Annotated in this window: 17 protein-coding genes; 12 read left to right on the top strand and 5 right to left on the bottom strand. The window is 40.1% G+C overall.

Going from position 1 to position 20,568, the window contains the following annotated elements:
* Positions 1-247: 247 nt before the first annotated feature.
* The 3 genes from PHAL_RS0102200 to PHAL_RS0102190 all read left to right on the top strand — a co-directional run bounded on the left by PHAL_RS0102200 (position 248) and on the right by PHAL_RS0102190 (position 4,619).
* Positions 248-2,509 (top strand): acyl-CoA dehydrogenase, encoded by a 2,262-nt coding sequence (locus PHAL_RS0102200; protein WP_016706773.1) that lies wholly within the window; start codon positions 248-250, stop codon positions 2,507-2,509.
* 182 nt (positions 2,510-2,691) lie between these two features.
* Positions 2,692-3,654, top strand: a complete 963-nt coding sequence (locus PHAL_RS0102195) for a kinase (protein WP_016706772.1) — start codon at positions 2,692-2,694, stop codon at positions 3,652-3,654.
* Positions 3,651-4,619: a Gfo/Idh/MocA family protein gene (locus PHAL_RS0102190; protein WP_016706771.1), complete on the top strand. Its 969-nt coding sequence runs from the start codon at positions 3,651-3,653 to the stop codon at positions 4,617-4,619. Before PHAL_RS0102195 ends, PHAL_RS0102190 begins: the two co-directional genes overlap by 4 nt.
* On the opposite strand, the gene PHAL_RS22700 is transcribed toward PHAL_RS0102190, so the two are convergent.
* Positions 4,620-5,459 (bottom strand): hypothetical protein, encoded by an 840-nt coding sequence (locus tag PHAL_RS22700; protein ID WP_016706770.1) that lies wholly within the window; start codon positions 5,457-5,459, stop codon positions 4,620-4,622.
* Positions 5,460-5,661: 202 nt separating this feature from the next.
* Between PHAL_RS22700 and upp the strand changes: the two genes are divergently transcribed.
* From upp to PHAL_RS0102160, 5 genes are all read left to right on the top strand, one after another.
* Positions 5,662-6,291, top strand: coding sequence for a uracil phosphoribosyltransferase (gene upp / locus PHAL_RS0102180; RefSeq protein WP_016706769.1), 630 nt, complete (start codon positions 5,662-5,664; stop codon positions 6,289-6,291).
* Between the two features lie 2 nt (positions 6,292-6,293).
* On the top strand, positions 6,294-7,526 hold the full coding sequence (locus tag PHAL_RS0102175; RefSeq protein ID WP_016706768.1) for a uracil-xanthine permease family protein: 1,233 nt from the start codon (positions 6,294-6,296) through the stop codon (positions 7,524-7,526).
* A gap of 147 nt (positions 7,527-7,673) precedes the next feature.
* Positions 7,674-9,416 carry an HAD-IIB family hydrolase gene (locus tag PHAL_RS0102170; RefSeq protein WP_016706767.1) on the top strand — a complete coding sequence of 581 codons (1,743 nt, stop codon included), beginning with the start codon at positions 7,674-7,676 and terminating at the stop codon, positions 9,414-9,416.
* Complete coding sequence (locus PHAL_RS0102165; protein WP_016706766.1) at positions 9,409-10,632, top strand: glycosyl transferase; 1,224 nt, start codon at positions 9,409-9,411, stop codon at positions 10,630-10,632. Before PHAL_RS0102170 ends, PHAL_RS0102165 begins: the two co-directional genes overlap by 8 nt.
* A gap of 19 nt (positions 10,633-10,651) precedes the next feature.
* A complete protein-coding gene (locus PHAL_RS0102160) occupies positions 10,652-12,424 on the top strand; it encodes an alpha-amylase family glycosyl hydrolase (protein ID WP_016706765.1) in 1,773 nt (590 codons plus the stop codon).
* A 35-nt stretch (positions 12,425-12,459) separates the two neighbouring features.
* Here PHAL_RS0102160 and PHAL_RS0102155 read toward each other — a convergent pair whose 3' ends face one another.
* Positions 12,460-13,542 carry an ABC transporter substrate-binding protein gene (locus PHAL_RS0102155; RefSeq protein ID WP_016706764.1) on the bottom strand — a complete coding sequence of 361 codons (1,083 nt, stop codon included), beginning with the start codon at positions 13,540-13,542 and terminating at the stop codon, positions 12,460-12,462.
* A 152-nt stretch (positions 13,543-13,694) separates the two neighbouring features.
* Here PHAL_RS0102155 and PHAL_RS0102150 point away from each other — a divergent pair, with 152 nt between their 5' ends.
* Complete coding sequence (locus PHAL_RS0102150) at positions 13,695-14,084, top strand: cytochrome b562 (RefSeq protein WP_016706763.1); 390 nt, start codon at positions 13,695-13,697, stop codon at positions 14,082-14,084.
* An 89-nt stretch (positions 14,085-14,173) separates the two neighbouring features.
* Here the strand turns inward: PHAL_RS0102150 and PHAL_RS0102145 are convergent, their stop codons facing one another.
* From PHAL_RS0102145 to PHAL_RS0102135, 3 genes are all read right to left on the bottom strand, one after another.
* Positions 14,174-17,023, bottom strand: coding sequence for a TonB-dependent receptor plug domain-containing protein (locus PHAL_RS0102145; RefSeq protein WP_016706762.1), 2,850 nt, complete (start codon positions 17,021-17,023; stop codon positions 14,174-14,176).
* 315 nt (positions 17,024-17,338) lie between these two features.
* Positions 17,339-17,479: a type B 50S ribosomal protein L36 gene (gene ykgO / locus PHAL_RS0102140; protein WP_016706761.1), complete on the bottom strand. Its 141-nt coding sequence runs from the start codon at positions 17,477-17,479 to the stop codon at positions 17,339-17,341.
* A 3-nt stretch (positions 17,480-17,482) separates the two neighbouring features.
* Positions 17,483-17,734 carry a type B 50S ribosomal protein L31 gene (locus PHAL_RS0102135; protein WP_016706760.1) on the bottom strand — a complete coding sequence of 84 codons (252 nt, stop codon included), beginning with the start codon at positions 17,732-17,734 and terminating at the stop codon, positions 17,483-17,485.
* A 223-nt stretch (positions 17,735-17,957) separates the two neighbouring features.
* Here PHAL_RS0102135 and PHAL_RS0102130 point away from each other — a divergent pair, with 223 nt between their 5' ends.
* The 3 genes from PHAL_RS0102130 (at position 17,958) to PHAL_RS0102120 (ending at position 20,542) form a co-directional block, all read left to right on the top strand.
* Positions 17,958-18,230 carry a hypothetical protein gene (locus PHAL_RS0102130; protein WP_016706759.1) on the top strand — a complete coding sequence of 91 codons (273 nt, stop codon included), beginning with the start codon at positions 17,958-17,960 and terminating at the stop codon, positions 18,228-18,230.
* A gap of 291 nt (positions 18,231-18,521) precedes the next feature.
* A complete protein-coding gene (locus PHAL_RS0102125; protein WP_016706758.1) occupies positions 18,522-19,208 on the top strand; it encodes a response regulator transcription factor in 687 nt (228 codons plus the stop codon).
* Positions 19,205-20,542: a sensor histidine kinase gene (locus PHAL_RS0102120; RefSeq protein WP_016706757.1), complete on the top strand. Its 1,338-nt coding sequence runs from the start codon at positions 19,205-19,207 to the stop codon at positions 20,540-20,542. The genes PHAL_RS0102125 and PHAL_RS0102120 overlap by 4 nt, the downstream gene beginning before the upstream one ends.
* Positions 20,543-20,568 lie beyond the last annotated feature (26 nt).

Raw genomic sequence — 20,568 nt, 5'->3', positions numbered from 1 at the left:
TTGTTAATTTTATGGTCTGTTTTTTGTGAGGGTTCCTGTGGCTATAAAGTGAGTTTTAAATATTTACTGTTTACCTGGCTTTATTTTTCATTTCAGCGTACACGTGTTAGCTGTTTTTATTCAATAGCTTAGCGCCTGCCGATAAAAATAAATTGAAAAAACTGTTAAAAAAATGGTTAGAGCAATTGATCTAATCTCATTTTTATGACGTAATAGGGTTATTATTATCTGGTCGGATGAGTTAATCATGAGTTTACGCACAAAATTAAAAAAAGTATTACCAAGTATTTCAATTACAGAACAAGAAGCATTAGATGCAGGTGATGTGTGGTTAGAAGGCTCTATCTACCAAGGTAAGCCTGATTTTGAGGCTTTACGCGCGGTACCCGCTGCGGTTTTAAGCGCCGATGAGCAAGCATTTATCGATGGCCCATTACAAGAGTTACTGGGTATGATCGACGACACGGAAATTCAAAGCGGTATCCACTTACCTGACTACATTTTAGATTTTCTGAAAAAAGAGCGTTTCTTTTCACTGATCATTCCTAAGTCATTTGGTGGTTTAGAATTTAGCCCTTACGCAAACTCAACCATTGTTGGCACAATCGCTACTAAGAGTTCGGCTGTTGCGGTAACTGTTATGGTACCAAACTCATTAGGTCCGGGTGAATTACTACTGCATTTTGGTACACAAGAACAACAAGCACATTACTTACCGCGCCTTGCAAATGGTCGTGATATTCCTTGTTTTGCCCTAACCAGCCCAGAAGCGGGCTCTGATGCAGGTGGTATTCCTGACATCGGTGTGGTCACAAAAGGTATGCACAACGGTGAAGAAGTACTTGGACTTGAGATCACCTGGGACAAGCGCTACATCACACTTGCACCGATTGCGACAGTGCTAGGTTTAGCTTTTAAAGTGGTTGATCCTAATGGATTGCTAGGCGGTAAAGAAAACCTAGGTATCACCTGTGCACTTATTCCAAAAGATCACCCAGGTGTAGAGCTTGGTAATCGTCATGATCCAATGGGGATTCGTTTTTACAACGGGACTACACGCGGTGATAAAGTATTTGTACCAATGGACTTTATCATTGGTGGTCAAAAGAACATCGGCCGTGGTTGGCAAATGCTGGTTAGCTGTTTAGGTGCTGGTCGTGGTATTTCACTACCTGCGTTAGGTGTAAGTTCATCACAAGTGGCCTTTAAAGGTGCTTCTGAATACGCTGCAGTGCGTGAGCAATTTGGTTTAGCGATTGGTCAGTTTGAAGGTATTCAAGAAAAACTCGCTGATATTGCAGGTAAAACGTACCTTCAAGAAGCGATGCGTGTGCTGACAACTGAAGGTTTAGGCATGGGCTTAAAGCCATCAGTAGTTACTGCAATTGCTAAGTATCATATGACCGAAATTGGCCGCGATGTACTCGATTCTGCTATGGATATCCAAGCGGGTAAAGCGATTCAAAACGGCCCACAAAACACGTTAGCCAGTGGTTATGTAGCACAACCTATTGCCATTACGGTAGAAGGCGCAAACATCCTCACCCGTAACCTGATGATTTTTGGTCAAGGTGTGATGCGTTGTCACCCATATTTACAATCTATGGTTGAATCGATCCATAGTGAAGATAAAAACGCTGATAAAGAATTTAACAGCATCTTGCGTAAAACAGTGGGTTACAGTGTAGCTAACAGCTTACGTGCATTCCGCTTAGGTGTTTTACCGTTTACCGCAGGTGCTAATTCACCACTTCCTGAAGTGCGTGAATATGAAAAAGCAGCACAAAAATTATCAGCAAAACTCGCTGTTTACGCTGATTTCTCGTTATTAGTGCTGGGCGGCAAGCTTAAGCAAGCAGAAATGTTATCCGCTCGTTTAGGTGACGTAATGAGTTTCCTTTATGCGGCCATGGCATCTATCAAATATTACGAGCAAAAAGTAGCGAGCAGTGAACGCGAGCAAGCAGCGCCATACTTCCACTATGCAACTCGTTTTGCTCTGCAAAGCGCTGAAGAAGCATTGCACAAGTTTTTAGATAACTTCCCAGCAAGTGGCACACGTAAGTTTATGCGTTTCATCACCATGAACTACGCAACTAAAATGCCAAAAATCAGCGATGACTTAGTTCGTGAATTAGCCAAACAAGCGCAACTTGATACTGCCTTTAAAAAGCAAATCACGCACTTAGTTAAACCTGTTGAAGGTGATGGTCATTACATTAACGAGCAAGCATACCAAGCTAAAATGGGCTGTTTAGATTTACTCGCAAAAGTGAAAAAAGCCTTGCGTGCTAAAACAATCAAACCGGGTATTCGTTTTGCGCTAACGTTAGATAATGCACTCGTTGCGAACGTAATCACTGAGGAAGAATACGCTAAACTGATTGATTACAACAAAAAACGTGAGCGCGCAATCCGTGTTGATGAGTTTGATTTTGATATGAACTTACTCGACGAAAACGCACAGCCGCTAAATCCACAGCCACTAAAAACGGCAGTAAATCAGTAAAATTTGAGTTAGCTTAATTCAACAATGTAAGCGCCCAGCAGTAAGGGCGCTTTTATTTTAAAGCCCATGCAATTTTGTCTGGGCTTTTTTGTTAGCTTAACATCACACTCTTATTATCTAAGCCCTTTAATTTGCAACCGTTTATGCCATACTACACGCAGATTGTGTAAACCTTGGTGTGTATGTCTTTTTATCTGCCTTTAATTAGTCTTCATTATAAGAATATTAAAATCACCGAAACGATTACTTCATTGTGGAGTGGCTGTGGTGAAATAGTGCGTTGTCGATTGGATGAAAAAGCATGTGTTATTAAAGCGATTAGTGTGCCCGATCAGATAAATCACCCGCGAATTTCACAAACTGAGTTTGCAATTAATCGTAAGCATTGCTCTTATGATGTTGAATACAATTGGTACCTGCATTATGCACCACAATTACCTTCGCAATCTCGGGCGCTTAGTTGTTTTAAGGCTATAAAGCATGACTCGCAAAAGGTATTGGTGTTTGCTGATTTTGCAGCTGAAGGTTTTACTTGTGCGCAAGAAACTGACGCACATATAGCAGCAATTATTAAATGGCTAGGGTATTTTCATGCTTTTCACTTTCAAGTTAACCCCGATGGCCTTTGGCTGCAGGGAAACTATTGGCATTTAGCAACACGCCCAGATGAATATGAAAATATGCACGAAAGCACATTAAAGCAGCACGCAGATAAAATAGATAAAATATTGCGTAACTGCCCGTATCAAACGCTTATTCACGGTGATGCAAAACTTGCGAATTTTGCTGTTAATAATTCGACGATGGATGTTTTAGGCTATGACTTTCAATATACTGGTGGTGGCGTTGGTGTTGTTGACGTTATGTATTTTTTGGGTAGCTGTTTAAATGAGCAGCAACTTGAGGATACTGCTGATGACTATTTAGCGAGTTATTTTCGTCACTTTAGTGGTGCTATGCAGCAGTTTGGTCACAGTGAGTATACAGCTGTTGTTCTTAACGCGTGGCAAACACTATGGCCGGTTGCTTGGGCTGATTTTTATCGGTTTTTAATGGGCTGGAGCCCAGCGCACAAAAAAGTTAATGCTTATATGCGCAAACAATATCAAATTACAAAAATAAATTTTGGGAGCAAACTTGCATGACGAAACAAATTCGTTGGGGAATGATTGGTTGTGGTGCAGTAACAGAGGTGAAAAGTGGCCCTGCGTATCAACACACCGCAGGTTTTGTGTTACATGCCGTTACCCGCAGAGACACTGCACTTGCTGAGGATTATGCAAAACGTCACAATGTGCCTTTGGTATTTAAAACGGCCGATGAATTGATTGCAAGTGATGAGATTGATGCTGTGTATATTGCAACCCCTCCCGATAGCCATAAGGTGTTGGCATTAAAAGTAGCTGCAGCAGGTAAACCGTGTTGCATTGAAAAACCACTCGCGCCAACGTTAGCGCAAAGTGAAGCTATTCTTGAAGCCTTTACGAGTAAAAACATTCCGTTATATGTGGCGTATTATCGTCGCTCTTTACCGCGTTTTAATAAAGTAAAAAGCCTGATTGATGCTGGTGAAATTGGCCAAGTTCGTCATGTTAACTGGCATTTAAGTAAAGCCGCCAGTGAGCAAGATAAGTCAGGTGAATATAATTGGCGAACGGATAAAGCCATTGCCCCTGGGGGATATTTTGATGACTTAGCCAGTCATGGCCTTGATTTATTCGGCTATTTATTTGGTGATTATGAGCATGTCAAAGGGCTTGCTTGCAACCAACAAAGTTTGTATAAGGCGTTTGATGCAATTACAGCGTGTTGGCAACATAAAAATGGCATTACCGGTTCGGGCAGCTGGAATTTTGGCGGTTTTTCACGTTTTGATGTTGTTACTGTGTATGGCGAAAAAGGCGAGATCAGCTTTAGTGTATTTGATGAACAAGCCATTTCTGTTATTAACGAAACGGGTGAAATACAATACAACATAGCAAACCCGACTCATATTCAGCAGTACCACGTTGAAAATATGGCAGCGGCACTGCTAAAAAACATCACTCATCCTTCTACAGGCCATTCAGCGACTCATACAAGCTGGGTGATGGAACAAATTTTAAACTAGTTATGGCTTTGGTGTTTTAAATGCGCTTTTTAATGCGTTGATCAATAATGTTTGTTCGGGGGGAACAAAAGTGTGTTCGTGACTGGTAATAATTGCTTGTTGAAGACTTGCCGATTGCAGTGCTTGATCAAATAACGCGATTGCTTGCTGGCCTTGGTCTGAACGTGAGCACGCAATATAACCGAATATTGCCTGATTACTGTTTGCAACGCTTAGGTAGCGGATATCAGTGGTTCTTGGATCTTTACCGTGGCGAGAAACAAACACTGCACTGTATTCAATAATGGCATCTACTTTGTTTTGGAACAACATTTGGCTAAGCCGTAAAGCACTAGTGGTACCAGCTAAGGTCATAAATGAGTCTGGGTGTTTACGTATGTAATCATCGATTTCACTGCCGTACGCACGGCCAGATGTAATGCCGATGATGAGCTTATATTTATTTATAGCGTCTTCTAAACTGACACTTTGTGGTAATTCTGGGTGATTATAAACCACTAAGCGGTTTGCGGGAAAAGCCATAATGGGGTAATGGCTAAAAAGCGCATTATTAAGGCGTTCGGGTGTTTTGGCTTTATTGTACAAACACACGTCTTGCAGGGTGTGTAGTTGTTGCCATTCTCTTAGCCTACTTGCAGGAATAAAGTTTAGAGCGATAGCACCATTGAGCTGCTTTTCGATATCCAGCATGAACTGAGTAGCAATATTATGCGAGTCACCATCTACTTGAGGTGCAAAGTCGGTCATGATCTGCACTTTTAATGTTTTTTTAGCCTCTGCTAACGTAGGTATTACCGCTAATAAAACACTGAGTATGATCTCAATAGCAAACTTTGACATAAAACCCGAGTAAGCAAATTTTTTATAGCCATATTATAGTGTAGTTACTTCAAAAAAGAACAATTATTGCGTTAAATGAGATAAAACAGTGGGGCTGGAATAAGTTGATTCGACTTTTATTGCACTGTTCATGCTTTTTTGAAGTCTGATGGCATTTTTTAAGCTAAAATAAGCGCAATTTATTTTTCTTTTAGGCATTATTATGACAATTCATGTAATTAATCATCCACTTGTTCAACATAAACTTGGCCTTATGCGCGAATATGGGATCAGTACCAAGAGTTTCCGTGAACTTTCTTCTGAAGTGGGTACGTTGTTAACTTATGAAGCAACGAAAAATCTGCCGCTTGAAAAAGTACAGGTTACCAGCTGGGATGGTAATCAATTAGATGTTGAGCATATCAAAGGTAAAAAAATCACCGTAGTGCCAATTTTGCGTGCTGGACTTGGTATGATGGATGGCGTAATGCAATTATTACCTGCCGCTAAAGTCAGCGTTGTGGGTTTGCAACGTAATGAAGAAACCTTAGAGCCCATTCCTTATTTTGAGAAACTGGTTGGCAAGATTGATGAACGTTTAAGTCTGGTTATTGATCCTATGCTAGCAACTGGTGGCTCGATGATCGCAACTATCGACATGTTAAAAAAAGCCGGTTGTAAAGAAATCAAAGTGATTGTGCTTGTTGCTGCACCTGAGGGTGTTGAAAAAACACTTGCTGCTCATCCAGATGTGGAAATATTTACAGCTTCCCTAGATAGTCACCTAAATGAAAAAGGCTATATTATTCCTGGTCTTGGGGATGCGGGCGATAAAATTTTTGGCACTGTATAAACGTGGATAAATCGATTTTCTCAATCAAAACCATATTAACCGGGGCACAAATGCTGTTTGTAGCATTTGGTGCTTTGGTTTTGGTGCCATTACTTACTGGTTTAGACCCTAATGTTGCGCTATTTACAGCGGGTATTGGTACCTTACTCTTTCATATTGTTACTAAAGGCCAAGTGCCAATATTCTTAGCATCATCATTTGCGTTTATAGCCCCTATCATTGCTTGTGTACAATTATGGGGTGTGCCTGCGACCATGGGAGGGCTAATGGCCGCAGGTGGCGCGTATATGTTGCTAAGTATTTTAGTGAAGCTCAAAGGGGTTGCAACGTTACATAAAATTTTACCGCCAGTCGTTGTGGGGCCTGTGATCATGGTGATTGGCTTAGCGCTTGCTCCTGTTGCCGTGAATATGGCTATGGGTAAAAGTGGTGATGGCTCCCTACAGTTGATCCCTTATGGTCAAGCAATTTGGATCGCCGCATTTTCTTTGTTAGTTACCTTGATATTTGCAGTATGGGGCAAGGGCGTATTTAAACTAATTCCTATCTTAGCGGGCGTTATAGCCGGGTATAGCGTGTCTTTAGTGATGGGCATCGTTCAATTTGATGCTGTAACTGATGCGCAGTGGTTGGCAATGCCAGCATTTACGTGGCCAGAATTTAAATGGCAGGCAGTGTTGTTTATGGTACCGGTTGCTATCGCACCGGCGATTGAGCATATTGGCGATATGATGGCAATTAGCCAAGTCACCAATAAAGACTACCTGAAAAAACCAGGCTTACACCGCACATTGTTTGGTGATGGCCTAGCTACTACTGCAGCATCAATTTTTGGTGGACCACCCAACACAACTTATTCAGAAGTGACAGGTGCAGTGATGTTAACTCGCAATTTCAACCCAAAAGTAATGGTATGGACGGCTATTATCGCCATTATTTTAGCATTCGTAGCTAAAATGGGTGCTGGTTTACAAACGATCCCTGTTCCAGTGATGGGCGGGATCATGATTTTGTTGTTTGGCTCAATTGCCGTAGTAGGCTTAAATTCACTGGTTAAATCGGGGGAAGACTTAACTGCCCCACGTAATTTAAGTATTGTAGCGTTAATTTTAGTGTGTGGGATTGGCGGTATGCACATCGGTGGCAGTGAATTTAGCTTGCAAGGTGTTAGCTTATGCGCAATTTTGGGCATCGTACTTAATTTAGTGTTACCAAAGGCTGAAAAGCCTGCTTAATAACTGCTCATATAGCAATTATATTGCACCATAATAGCGCATTTTAAATGCGCTATTTTTTTAACTCATTAAAACTAAAGGTATTTAAATAGTGGTCTACTAACTGCATTTATCTTGTTAACAGTGTCATACTGATCAGGAGCGATTATGCAAGAGGCCAATATTGTGGATATTACCCCGTTTTTAGCAAAGCATCAGCTACCCCTTAAATACCAATATTTAAGCGAGCAGTATTTTGTGCCGTTAGCAGAAGATATTCTTCGTTTTAAACCAACTGGGCGACCAATGCTGGTGGCTATAAACGGTTGTCAAGGCTCGGGTAAATCAACCCTAGCTGACTTTTTAGTTACTTGGTTTAATTGTAATACGACTTTAAACAGTATCGCGATATCGATTGATGATTTTTATCACAGCCGAGAGCATCGTTTGCAACTGGCACAAGATGTTCATCCTTTGTTTGCCACTCGTGGTGTGCCAGGTACCCATGATACCGCTTTAATGAAACATACTTTCAGCGAATTGTTACAAGGTAAAAGCAGTGTTTCATTGCCTAAGTTTGATAAGAGAACAGACGATCCGATTGAAAAATCGTTATGGCCTGTCACTGAGCTAGCGGTAGATATTATCATTTTTGAAGGCTGGTGCGTTGGCAGTGAAGCACAGCAGCCGTATCAATTACATCAGCCCGTAAATCAATTAGAAGAACATGAAGACTCAGAAGGGATTTGGCGACGTTGTGTGAATAGCTGCTTAGCCAATGAGTACCAAGATGTATTTGCTATGATTGATTACACGGTAATGCTTAAAGCGCCGTCGTTTGCAGATGTCTATGGCTGGCGGTTAGAGCAAGAACAAAAGTTATTAAATAAAAAAGGGGCGGGGAAAGGCACATTTGATGAAACGCAGCTAGTGCGTTTTATCTCTCATTTTGAGCGAATTACCCGAGAAAACTTAAGCCAGTTACCAGAGCATGCTGATGCATTATTAGTATTAGATAAGTCGCGTGATATTGCGTCTATGAAGTTACGTGCTGATGATACCTCCATGCCGCTTATTTTTACCGACTTAGACGGGACATTACTTGATCATAATGATTACCACTGCGATGAAATAAAACCGTTTTTAACAGAATTAACGACAGCTGGTATTACTGTTATCTTTAATACTAGTAAAACTTTTGCAGAGGTAAATGCATTACAAAAATCATTAGGGCATAACCAACCTTTTATAATCGAAAACGGTTCCGCAGTTTATATCCCTAAATTTTATTTTGACCTCAAACCCATAGGATGTGAAGAGCTCGATGAGCATTGGCGTTATGCATTATCGCCTAGTTGTAAGCAATTACAGCAAGAGCTACATACTCATGCTCATGAGTTTAGTGATTATTATCGTTTATTTAGTCAATTATCTGCACAAGAAGTCAGTCAAATTACGGGGCTGAGTATTGAGCAAAGTGAGCTTGCACGCATTCGGGAGTATTCAGATCCGTTATTTTGGCAAGGGACAGAGCAGCAACTGTTGGACTTTTTAGAAGCGATAAAACCGCTTGAGTATGAGGTGTTAATAGGTGGGCGTTTTATTCACCTTAATCGCAATACTAATAAAGGGATTGCTCAAAATTGGCTACTTAATCAGTTTAAACAACATTATCGCTATTCTTTCACCACCATTGCTTTAGGTGATAGTCAAAACGACATGGCGATGCTCGACGAAGCAGATATTGCAATTTTAATTAATAACCCAGCAAGTAAAGCAAAAGCCAAGTTAGCTCATAAACCTTGGTTACTCAGTGAACATCCCGCACCGCAAGGTTGGATAGACGAAGTGTCCGATTTAAGTGTTATCAAAGCGCAACTAGCGTCTAAACAGGAGCAATCACATGGCTGATTTTTATCAAAATGGCATCATTACAACGTTACATAATATTGCCGATCGACCACTTGAAGATATCGAAGCTGAATTGGTTCGTTTTTCAGAGCAACGACCAATGGGTTTGATCTTGCCATCTCTTTACAGTGAACTTGAAGGTCCTGCACTGCAAAATATCATCAAAGAGCTTAAACATGTGCCTTATTTATCACAAATTACAATTGGTTTAGATAGAGCTGATGAAAGCCAATATCGTCATGCGTTACAATTTTTTGCGGAGCTTGGCCAACACCACCGTGTTTTATGGAATGAAGGGCCACGCTTGCAAGCGCTTGACAAAGAATTGCAAACGCTCGGTGTAGCGCCGCGAGAACTTGGGAAGGGCCGTAATGTTTGGTATTGCATGGGTTATAAGTTAGCAACCGCAAAAGTCGAATCTATAGCGTTACATGATTGTGATATTTTAACGTATGACCGTAGCTTATTGGCACGGTTAATTTATCCGGTTGCCCATCCACGCTTTAATTATGAATTTTGTAAAGGTTTCTACCCGCGAACCGCAGACGGCAAAATCAATGGCCGTGTTTCACGCTTATTAGTAACGCCATTGTTACGCTCATTTAAAACGATTTTAGGCAGCACCGATTATTTAGAGTATATGGATTCATTTCGTTACCCATTGGCGGGGGAGTTTTCGTTTCGCCGTGATGTATTAAACGATATTCGCATACCTAGTGATTGGGGGTTAGAAATTGGCGTATTATCAGAAATGTACCGTAACTACTCGCACAATCGCTTATGCCAAGTCGATATCGCAGATAACTATGATCATAAACACCAAACTTTGTCATTGGATAACCAAGCGGCTGGCCTATCGAAAATGTCGATAGACATTACTAAAGCGCTATTTCGTAAGTTAGCCACGCAAGGGGTGACATTTACCACTGAAACCATTCGTTCTCTAAAAGCAACGTATTACCGAATTGCGCTGGATTTTATCGAAACCTACCATAACGATGCCATGATGAATGGTTTAAAGCTCGATATTCATCAAGAAGAAAAAGCCGTTGAAATGTTCGCACAAAACATCATGAATGCAGGGCAGCATTTTTTGCAACACCCGATGGAAGCGCCGTTTGTGCCAAGTTGGAACCGCGTAGCTTCAGCGATGCCAGATGTGTTTGCGCGTTTGGAAGAAGCGGTTGAACTTGATAATAAAGAGTTTTCATCGTAAGTGAACAAAGAGGTTAATAATGAGCAGAGAGTTATTACAGCAACGCGTTGAGCAGCACTTAGAAACAATTTACGCTGACAGTAATCTTGGTGTAAGCCTATCACAATTAGCAAACCAGCTTATTACTACTATGCTAAAAGATGATGCGGTTCGTGATCCTACACCTCATAAAAATCGCTGGAGTGAGCAGGATATTATTTTAATCGCCTACGGTGATTCTATCATGCGCTTTAATGATGCTGCAGATGCTGTGCCAAACCCAATAGAGCCACCATTACATACCTTGCATCGCTTTATTAAAACTCAGTGTGCAGATTATATTAATTCTTTACATATTCTGCCATTTTATCCGTATAGCTCAGATGAAGGGTTTTCGGTGATGAGTTATGTACAGGTGAACGAGTCACTCGGGAGCTGGCAGGATATTCAAGCAATTGCGAACGATGTGAAACTAATGGCAGACTTAGTGATCAATCACTGTTCAAGTCGCAGCCGGTGGTTTGAAAACTTTTTACAGGGCAAGGAGCCGGGGTTAAGTTATTTTAAAACGGCAAGCCTAGCAGATGATTTATCACAGGTTGTTAGACCACGCACATCACCATTATTAAATACAGTGCAAACGGCAGTAGGAGATCGCCATGTGTGGTGTACGTTTAGCCATGACCAAGTTGATCTTGATTTCGAAAATCCAGAAGTATTAAATGAGTTTGTCGGTATTATTCGTCATTATTTGGACAATGGGGTACGAATTTTTCGTTTAGATGCCGTCGCCTTTTTATGGAAGCAGTTGCATACATCCTGTATTAATTTACCGCAAACTCATGAGGTGATCCGCCTACTGAGAACGTTAATTGAGCACGTAGAGCCCAATGTGGTGATCATCACAGAAACCAATATTCCTAATCGTGAAAACTTATCTTACTTTGGTAATGCCAATGAAGCGCACTGTATTTATAACTTTTCACTCCCGCCTTTACTTTTACACACTTTATTAAGTGGTGACAGCGCAGCATTGAAACATTGGATGATGAGTATGCCGCCGGCACAAAATGGCACGGCATACTTTAATTTTATTGCATCACACGATGGTATTGGCTTAAGACCTGTTGAGGGGTTATTAGATCACAATGAAGTAGCGAAAATGGTTACTACGGTCAGTCGTTTTGGCGGTAAAGTGTCGATGCGCACTGCTGAAAATGGTACCAGCTCACCTTATGAATTAAATATAGCTTTATTTGATGCGTTGCAGGGAACTCATCAAGGGCCAGACAAGTGGGGACTACAACGGTTTTTATGTGCGCATGCCATTATGTTTGCTCTGGAGGGGATCCCAGGGCTTTATATCCATAGCTTAATGGGAACTACCAATGATTATGTGCGTTTTGATAACACTCAGCATAACCGTTCAGTGAATCGTCACCGTTGGCAAGAAGCTGATTTACTTAACAAATTAGCGGATACTAGTAGCCACTATGCACAGGTGTTTGAAAACATTCGTAAGTTATTGAAAGTTAGAATAAAGCAGCCTGCATTTCATCCTAATGCAACTCAGTTTACCCTACATTTAACTGGCGCACTATTTGGTTTTTGGCGACAAAGTATCGACAGACGGCAAAGTATTTTTTGCGTTTATAATGTCAGTGCTCAACCGCAGCAATTATTGTTAGCTGATCTAAATTTAATCGCAACAGAACATTGGTACGAATTAATCGAAGGAGTTCAGCTGTCTGACGATCTACAAACTATTGAGCTTAGCCCGTATCAAGGTTTATGGTTGTCGAATAGCGAATAATGTATAGCGTGCTTAAAAATGACTGTAAAGCCCCTTTACAGTGTGTTTTTGAGCTCTTTAGATAGATTTTCGACAGTGAATATCAAATGGTTTGCTTGGCTACGTGCGAATTTTAGAAAGTTTATTTTACCTAATTCGCCATCATTTATATGCTCGATAAGCGGCTGGAGCATCGGTTTCTTTTGTGTAAAAAAGGTTAAATCCTCGTGCTGTATGGCAAATTGTTGTGGCCTTTTAGTCGCATCATAAATAGCTAACAGCGCATATGCGCCCAATAATACATGCCCGCCCATAGAAATGTCTAAGTATGTATCCTCAGCAGGTGCGCTATCCCAATTGAAACCACCTACGACAGCAGTGTCTCTGCGTTGCTGCGCATTTAATGCATGGGCAGCGCCAAAGGCTATAGCATCATTGGCACACCAAATCGCATTAATACTTGGCACTGTTTGTAAATATGCAAAGGTCTTTGTATAGCTTTGTTGCCTTGACCAATGAGCAACATCTTCTGCAACAAGTGTCACATCAGGGTGTTCAGATAGAAAGTTAGCTAAACCAGCACGTCGTTTAATTGCCGCAGGTGTGGTGTAATCGCCAAGTAATGCGAGGAGATTCATTGTCCCTGAATTAATCTTGCTATGTTGTTGATATAGTAAAGTTGCTAAATGTTTACCAGCCTCTTGATTTCCAGGCACTACACTACCAATGACGTGGACATTACGTTGCTTAAGAGTGCTCAGCTTTAGTTTATCAGGTCTGTTTAATAAAAAATAAATCGGAATATCATGTGTGTTGAGTGTGGTTAAATAATCACTGAGGACCTTTTTCTCATCAACGAGAATTAAATAATCGGGCTTAGACTTTATTGCATCTGCAATAAGTGCTTTCATTGTTATATGATTTCGATTGGCGAAATGGGTTGTGAGAGTAATATTTAGATCATCTGCGGCAGCTTGCATTATATTAGATACTTTATACCAGAATTCACCGGTACTCTGCGCGTCGGTACTAGGCTGTTTATCAAACCCTGGATTAATAAAAATAACATTAACAGTGGCATGCGTAGTTGCGCAAAAACACAATAAAGAATAAATACAAAAAATACGCCATAATCGCATTAAATAAACACTCAACTAATTATTCAATTTAATTATTATCTTAGCAGAGCAGCGGTAAACCTCATAGCTTGACCCCATTTAGGTAAAGGTTATATTCATACGCATAGCGGTGTACAATATGTGTAATTACTTTTAAGTCAGTTAGGTTTTAAATGAAAACACTGTTATGTTTTTTTGTATTACTTTTTACCCCGGTTTTATATGCTGGCGAGACACTCGATCTTGAAACGAATATGAAAAATATGGGGTTAGCCTATAAGAAAAGTGTAGAAGCCACACAGTTAGGTGAGTTTAATCAAGCAATTGATGAATTTATTGCGTTGGTGCAACGTGCTAAAACAGCGACATTCCACAACGAAGAAACGCAGTCGTTACAAGGGTTAGATAAAGTACTGTCTAAAGCAGAACTTGCCAAGAAACTCGCAAACGAGCAAGGGTTAAATGCTGCTAAAGGGCCATTAAAATCGATTAATGGACTGCGTAAACAATATCATAAATTACATGAGCCTCCCGGTTTTTGGGAACTGTTATTTGGTAAGTGATAAACCCGCTTATTACTAATTTAATAAAAAAGCCTAATCAAATTAGGCTTTGTTGGGAGAGTAATGGCACATGTTATGTGCCATTTGTTTTAAAACTTATACGATAGTTTTAAATAACCTAAACGACCAATGTTGTCGTAGCTAGCAGTGCCAGAACCTGTTCCAATCGTACCAAATGGTAGTTTACGGTTGAATAAGTTATCTACACCTACTTTTACACCAAAGCCATTTTCAAAGTTATAACCAACAGTGGCGTCCGAAATGAAGTATGTGCCATAGGTTAATAAATTACTTGGATTTGGGTTATCCTCTAGTTGTTGGTCTGTATAAATACTGACTTCTTCTAGATAACGGGTATCAAATGTTGTATAGAAGTTTTCATATTTATAACCTAGAGATAAGTTTGCTTGCCATTGAGATTCACCAGTAGTGCCTGCATACTCAATGTATTCATCAGGTTCATCTTGGAATGCATAGACCTTACGTTCTATTAAATAAGTACCAATTAGGCGAGTAGTAAAGCTACCTTCTAGTGCATCAAAATCATAGCCTAACTCGAAATCGACACCAGATGCGTCTTGTCCTGAAACGTTTAGTACAGAGTTTTGAATTAATGTAATTTCACTTGAAGTGCTGTCGCGAGTGATTAAATTACAATATTGGTTATCAATACCAGTACTGCTATCTACACAACGGTCAAGAATGTCTTGTGAGCCGATTGTAGAAATCGCGTCTTCAAGTTCAATTTTCCAATAGTCAACTGTTAATACAGCATTTTCGATAAAGCTTGGTTGATATACTAAACCAATGGTTGTACTTGTAGATTCTTCTCCTTGTACTTCGCGATTACCACTAACTAAACCTTCTAATGTAGCTGAATCGTAATCAGAATTGAAATCTGTTGGTACACCTAATGCAGCGCAGTTTGCGCGACGAGTATCGCTATTTTGTAAATCATTTAAATTATCAGCTTTACATGGGTCGTCAACGTTGTAGAAAGTTTGACTTGCAGCACCATAAATTTCACCAATGTTAGGCGCTCTTAAGGCTTCTGATTGCGTTGCTCTTACGCGCATCTGATCATTTACCGTCCAATCTAAACCAAGCTTCCAACTTGTTGCATTGCCAATAGTACTGTAATCAGCAAAACGTACAGCAGTATCTAGGACAAGATCTTGAACCATTGGTAAATCTGATAGCAGTGGTACTGACGCTTCAAAATATATTTCGCTTACGTCAAACTCACCTTTATCTTCACCAAGGGCATTAAAAAAGGTACCTACCGCATTATCGGGCTCTTCCGTTTCACTTTTTTCTTTACGGTATTCTGCACCGGCAGCAAAGCCAATATAGCCTGCTGGTAACTCATAAATAGCACCGTTGGAAAGTGATGCAGAAACAACAGTTTGGGTGATTTTTGATGTACCTACAGATACGGTATTGATATAGTCAATTGCTTCTTGACTAGGCGCACCAAAACCCATGATATCCACAGGTACACAACCTGCCGCTCTTGCGTCTTCATCTCGACAAACAATATTGCCATTGCCATCATCAACCGCATCAAGTGCGTTAAAATAGTTAGCCATGATCATATTTGCACCGTTAACGCGCTCAAGATCAGTTACGCCATAGACGATTGAACTGTCTAATTCCCAATCTGAGAATACAGTTCCTTTGAGGCCTGCTACAAATCGAGTCGTTTCACGGGTGTTATTTTCGATACGACGACCTAAGTCAGTCATCATACGGTTAACCATTATAGAATCAACACCTTCGCCATTTTCACCAGCTTGTTCCATTAGGCTTTTAACACTGGGATCTAAAAATGGGTTATCAATTTTTATAGAGTTTCTAGGGTCAAAAAAGAAGAAAGCTGGTTGGCCAATACTTTCACCCTCACTGTTTACATATTTACCTTCAAAGTAGGCATTTAGATCATCAGTAACGTCATAATTTACTTTGAAATTAACATTGTAGCGCTCAAATGCAGGTTGTATTTCAGTGAATTGAGCTAAATTGAATGAATCACAGTCAGCACATTGAACACCGTCTACATTGTTGCCAATATAAATATCACGATGAGTGCCATCGGGATTAAAGGTATTTACAAAACCAGAGCCAAGATCAAATACGCCAGAGTTATTTAATGCGAAGTAACCTGCGTTTGGAGTGTAAATTTTGTCTGGGAGCGTAGGGTCGTCTTGTTGTGCTTGGTTTCTTAACTCTCTGTATGAGCCATCTGTCCAAGGATGATCTAAAGCATTTAACGTATTTTGTGATGAATATTCAACAGAGAAAGCAGCATTACCACGGTCATTATCAAAGTTTGTACCATAAGAAAACGTAGCTTTTTCATTATTGTAATCACTAAGTTCAGAAGCTCCTTTAGTAACACTTACATCAAATCCTTCAATGTTTTCCTTAAGAATAAAGTTTACTACACCAGTAACTGCATCAGCACCGTATACCGCAGATGCGCCGCCTGTGATGATTTCAACTCGCTCTACCCAAACACTTGGGATTGCATTTGTATCCACAGCTTGAGAGCCAGCTGAGCTTGAAACATGTCGCTTACCATTAACAAGCACGAGCGTTCTATCTGTTCCCATGCTTCTAAGATCTAATGTATTTAAGCCCGCAGTACCAATGTAGCGACCAGAGTTTGCTAATGAGAATGTATTACCTAGTGCTGGTAATTTATTTAATGCTTCACCAATATTAACGGCACCTGTGTTAACGAGGTCTTCGCCACTGATCACCGTAACAGGCGCAGGTGCAATTGCGCCTTCTCGTAAAATCCGCGAGCCGGTAACTTCGATACGCTCTACTTTTTTTACACCGTCTTCTTGTTGCGCAACAGCAAGAGTTGAAAGCGACGCTGCAGAAGCAAATAAAGCGAACTTTATACTTGCACTGAGTATATTTTGATTTTTCATTGTTTCACCCGGTTGATTATTGTTCTATTCCCACAGGCCCATCTTTGTATTGTGGGTATGGGTTCTTTACTTGTTAAGTGCAATTAGCACTGGATTAACATGGGCAACTTTAAAGTTTCAATTTTGTTTAGTGAATGATAGTTATGTAGCGTTTTGTACTGTTTAGCTAAAAAGTAGAGATGGCAAGGGTTGCAGAGGAGTATCAAGGTAAAGGAAATGTTGCGACGAATGACATGGAAATTGCAAGAGCACATTAACATACTAATCTTTAAGCTGACTTTGGTTTAGTAAGTTAATGTACTCAAAAATAAAAGATCAACGGCCTTTCTTTTTCATTCCTTGCACAGCTTTAAAGCGTGGGTTGTCTTTACAAATTACAAAAACGCGACCTTTGCGCTTAACAATTTGACAGCCGGGACGGTTTTTTGCACTTTTTAGTGAACTTAATACTTTCATGAATTATTTGCTCCCAAGGTTTTTAAAGCGACGGTTGAATGCAGCAACGCGGCCATCTGTAGTCACTGATTTTTGCTTACCTGTATAAAATGGATGTGAATCACTGGAAACATCAATAGGCACATAGGGATAAGTTTTTCCATCAAGCTCAATGGTGCGATCGGTTTTGATCGTTGAACCGATAAAAAAATAACTATCTGCAGCTGTATCGTGAAAAGCAACTGTTTGGTAATCAGGATGAATATTTGGTTTCATAAAACGCCTTTTACTAAATAATTAGTGTTATGTGATATTATAACGGTAATTTATAGTAAACAAAGAGCCTTTGCAAATACTATTTTAAACATCAGGAAGTGGCGTCAATGCTGCTAATTTACACAAATAAATTAAAAAATAAGCAGTTAGATCAAAAAAACTAGCTATTGGGAATTAGCCTGTTATAAATAATATGTAGTCGGATATAGGAGCTAAGAATTTTATGAGTGAATCTGCCCAAGAAAACACCCAAGAGATAGATCAGAGGGTGATGGAAACATTACGTAGTCGTGATCATAGTGTGCTTGCACAACAAATAGATCCATTAAGTTGCACCCACAATGATATTGTTGAATTGCTTGCGCAATATTTAGCGTTGAGCGACCAAGATGATGATGACTTATTTGATGCCTGGTTTGATGGCCTTAGCAAGGCGCAACACACAGTGTTAAAAGTATTTGAAGTGTATCGTGGTCAATTTGAGCATCAAGAATAAGAAATCATCGCGTTAACGGCTGCTGTTTATTTAAACCATCAAAAGATGTGAGTTTAGTGTTTGGCTCATTTTTAAGTCGTGATTCTACACGCTTTTGTGACACGTGATTAGTGTAGCAAGTTATGAAGCCTGAAAATACTAATGGGAAAAATCGCTTTTAAACTTGTTTATAAAGCGTAACGTAAACTGTGTGGATTGTTTAAGCACCTAGGTAATTATTTACATTACAAAGCTCAATGATTATTATGAAAACAATAGCAATTATCGTTTGTATTAATTTTGGGTGTCCTGGTGTCAAAAATAAAAGTTTTATTAATAGAAGACGATAGTACGTTAAATAATTACCTCACCGATTTATTGGTTAAATCAGGTTACAACGTTGAGCAGTGCTATGATGGTGTCACAGGGTTAAAAATAGCCCAGACTCAACAACATCACCTTATTTTACTTGATAAAATGTTACCTAAATTAGATGGTGTATCGCTATTAAAAAAATTGCGCGAAACCAGTCAACAACCTGTCATCATGGTCTCGGCAAAAGGCGCTGAAGAAGAGCGTATTTTAGGTTTAAGTCATGGCGCAGATGATTACGTTGCGAAACCATTTAACACCCAAGAGCTGCTACTAAGAATAGAAAGTCTACTCAGGCGTAGTCAAGTCAGCGTTCAACCTAATAGCCACGTAGAAATAAACATTGATGGCCTAATGCTTAATGCTGCCAAGCAAGTTATTTATGTTAATGGTGCAGAGCTAGAGTTTACGCCGATCCAATTTAAATTGCTGTGGGAGTTAGTTTCACAGCAAAATCAAATAGTCAGTAAAGCAGACTTATATCAAGCGGTACTCAATAAAAAGTTAGGCGCTTATGATCGCAGTATCGATATGCACCTTAGTCGAGTAAGAAGAAAGCTAACAGAAGCAAACTGGCTAGGGGAGCGCTTACAAACAGTGCATGGTAAAGGATACTGCTTTAAATGAAGCGTAAATTACTTTGGAAGTTATGCCTAATTTTAGTCACTGGTTTAGTTTCATTCTTTTATTTATTACACCTATTCACCTTAAAAACCGAAGAAAGCATGAGCTTTATTGCAGAGCAAGATCGTGCGCAATTACAAGCGTGGGGAGCACATGCTGAACAGCTTTATACAGCGGGAAAGACAACCGAGTTAAATACGTGGCTGGCAGATTTAAAAGCACAGGAGAATACTTGGATATCTATCGCTGGCTTTAAAGTTAAGCATATCGCTGGCGAAACGTTTGATAAAGAGATAGTCGGTAATTATCATTTTGGCCGCAGCGTAGAGTGGAAGATCCACTTGTATTTTGAGCAAAACCCCATTATGGAGATCCCATTTACCGACTCGAATGCCAGTTTACTTATAAAATTGCCTGATCGTATGCGCCCAGGTAATCACTGGACAACAACTAAGTTCATGTTGCAAATAATTATGCCCATGCTGGTTTTAGTGGTGTTATCGATTATTTTATATCGCCATATCATTACGCCTTTACAGCAACTAGAGAAAGCGACGGCAGAGTTTAGCCGTGGTAACTTTTCAGTCAGGGTGGCGAAATATTTAGGCGGCCGCAAAGATGAGCTTGCCCAGCTTGCTTTGACTTTCGATAAAATGGCCAGTCATATTGGTGAGCTAATTAATAATCAACGCCAGCTTATTTCAGACTTATCCCACGAATTAAGAACGCCATTGACTCGCTTAGATATTGCCGTTGAAAACTTTGATGAACATGAAAGTAAGCAGCATCTTGAGCGAATTACCCGTGAGTCTAAGCATATTCGCAAACTTGTTGAAGACAGTTTAACCCTTGCATGGCTTGAAAATGAAAAGCCCATTATTCAGCAAGAGCCTGTTGATTTGGTGGATCTGCTCGATGTATTAATTGAAGATGCCCGTTATGAATTTCCTGATCGCAAATTGATTGTCAATGCACCAGCCAGTGCAATAATTGAAAACAGTTGCCACCGCGCTTTGTGTCCAGCCATTGAAAACGTGATAAGAAATGCGCTGCGTTATACCCCAGTAAGTGAGCAAGTTACTATTAGTATGTCGTTAGAAGCTGGTTGTTACAAATTACAAATAAGCGATCAAGGTCCAGGTATTCCTGAGCAGTATTTAGAAAAAGTATTTGAGCCATTTTTTAGGGTCGACGACGCGCGGATCAGTGAAGGTGATAGCTTTGGTTTAGGCTTAGCCTTGGCTAAACGTCACTTAGCCAGTGTTAGAGCGCAGATCAGCGCAGAGAACGATCCCGCTGGAGGGTTAATAGTGGTGATAATGATTCCTATTTCTTAAATGTAACAATTGTAAAAGTCGTATCA

Source organism: Pseudoalteromonas haloplanktis ATCC 14393, from assembly GCF_000238355.1.
Taxonomy (GTDB): Bacteria; Pseudomonadota; Gammaproteobacteria; order Enterobacterales; family Alteromonadaceae; genus Pseudoalteromonas; species Pseudoalteromonas haloplanktis.
Note: the sequence above shows the minus strand (reverse complement) of the source record. Positions and strands in the feature narration are given on the sequence as shown.